Annotated in this window: 2 protein-coding genes; both read left to right on the top strand. The window is 65.6% G+C overall.

Annotation, left to right across the window (positions count from 1 at the left end; all coding sequences use genetic code 11):
• Positions 1-695: Mu transposase domain-containing protein (locus tag ACJH6J_RS30290; RefSeq protein ID WP_406805025.1), on the top strand; the 695-nt coding region annotated here is incomplete at its 5' end.
• A gap of 11 nt (positions 696-706) precedes the next feature.
• Entirely contained in the window at positions 707-1,450 is a 744-nt protein-coding gene (gene istB, locus ACJH6J_RS30285; RefSeq protein ID WP_021075688.1) for an IS21-like element helper ATPase IstB, read from the top strand.
• Positions 1,451-1,741: the final 291 nt, after the last annotated feature.

The raw sequence follows: 1,741 nt of genomic DNA, 5'->3' as shown, positions 1-1,741 counted from the left end.
TCAATGCGGCGATCGGCGAGCTGCTCACCAGGCTCAACGAGGAGCGGCCGATCCGGCGGCTCGGCGTGACGCGCCGCCGGCTGCTTGAGGAGGTCGATCGGCCGGCGCTCAAGCCATTGCCGGCGAGCCCCTACGTACTCGCCGAATGGCGGATCCGCCGCGTCAGCCTCGATTACCACGTCGAGGTGGAGAAGCATTACTACAGCGTCCCGCATCGCTTTGTGCGCGCCGAGGTCGAGGTGCGGTTCACTGCCCGCACCGTAGAGATCTTCCACAAGGGCGAGCGGATCGCCGCGCATCAGCGCATGAGCGGTAATCACAAACACACCACCGTGCCGGAGCACATGGCCTCCAGCCATCGGCGCTACGCCGGCTGGACCATCGCGCGCATCCGACAGGACGCTGCCGCGATCGGGCCGGCGACCAGCGCTTTGTGCGACCTCATTCTCGACGAGCGCTCGCACCCCGAGCAAGGCTTCCGCGCCTGCCTCGGCATCCTCAGGCTCGCCGGCTCCTATGGGCGCGGACGGCTGGACGCCGCGGCTGCGCGGGCGATCGACATCGGCGCGCGCACCTACGGCTCGGTCAAATCGATCCTCGCCAACAATCTCGATCGGCGTCCCGCTCATCAGCGCTCCGCGGACGATGCGCCGATCCTGCATGCCAACATCCGCGGACCGCGCTACTACAACTAGGAGACCATCCCTTGCTCACCCATCCGACCCTCGACCGCCTCAACGCCCTCGGCCTCCACGGCATGGCCAATGCCTTCGTCGATATCGAAGCAACCGGCGAGGCCGCAAGCCTCGGTCACGCCGAATGGCTCGCGCTGCTGCTCGAACGTGAAGCATCACTGCGCCACGATAAGCGGCTCGCCACCCGCCTGCGCTATGCGAAGCTGCGTCAGCAAGCGTGCGTCGAGGACATCGACTACCGCACCCCGCGCGGCCTCGACCGCCCGCTGTTCGCCAAGCTTGTCGAGGGCCGCTGGATCGATGACCATGCCAACCTGCTGATCTGCGGCCCGGCCGGCGTCGGCAAGAGCTGGCTCGCCTCGGCGCTCGGCCACAAGGCCTGCCGTGACAATCGCTCCGTGCTCTATCAACGTGTTCCGCGGCTGTTCGATGACCTCGCTCTCGCGCGCGGCGACGGTCGCCATCCGCGCCTATTGCGCGGGCTCGGCCGTGTCGATCTGCTGATCCTCGATGACTGGGGGCTCGAGCCGCTCGACGCTGGTGCCCGTCACGACCTCCTGGAAATCCTCGAAGATCGCTATGGTCATCGTTCCACCATCGTCACCAGCCAGCTCCCCGTGGACCAGTGGCATGTGCTCATTGGAGATCCTACCTATGCCGACGCCGTGCTCGATCGCCTCGTCCACAATGCCCATCGGCTCGACCTTACTGGCGAGAGCCTGCGCCGAACCCGGCAATCCGCCCGAAAGACCTGAGCCCGTGACGCTGTGGACATGCCGCTGCGCTTGGACAACGCCAAGGCGTTGCCCACATGCCCACAGCAAACGCAACAGAAACACAACAAGCTCAAGCCGCGATTCCAGTTGACCGTGCGGCTTGCCCAATGCCAGAGAACCTCAGCAGCTAGAACGCCTCGCCCCCGGGCGAGATCAAATCGGAGAGGTGGGCGACATCGTCTCGGAATCCCCGGGCGACTTCATATCGGTACACCCGGGCGACTTCGTCGGAATCCGCATTTTGTCAAACGGCCTGCCTTTTCTTCAGTG

The organism is Mycobacterium sp. SMC-18 (genome assembly GCF_045310895.1).
Taxonomy (GTDB): Bacteria; Actinomycetota; Actinomycetes; order Mycobacteriales; family Mycobacteriaceae; genus Mycobacterium.
The sequence above is the reverse complement of the archived record's forward strand: the minus strand, read 5'-3'. Positions and strand labels throughout refer to the sequence as shown.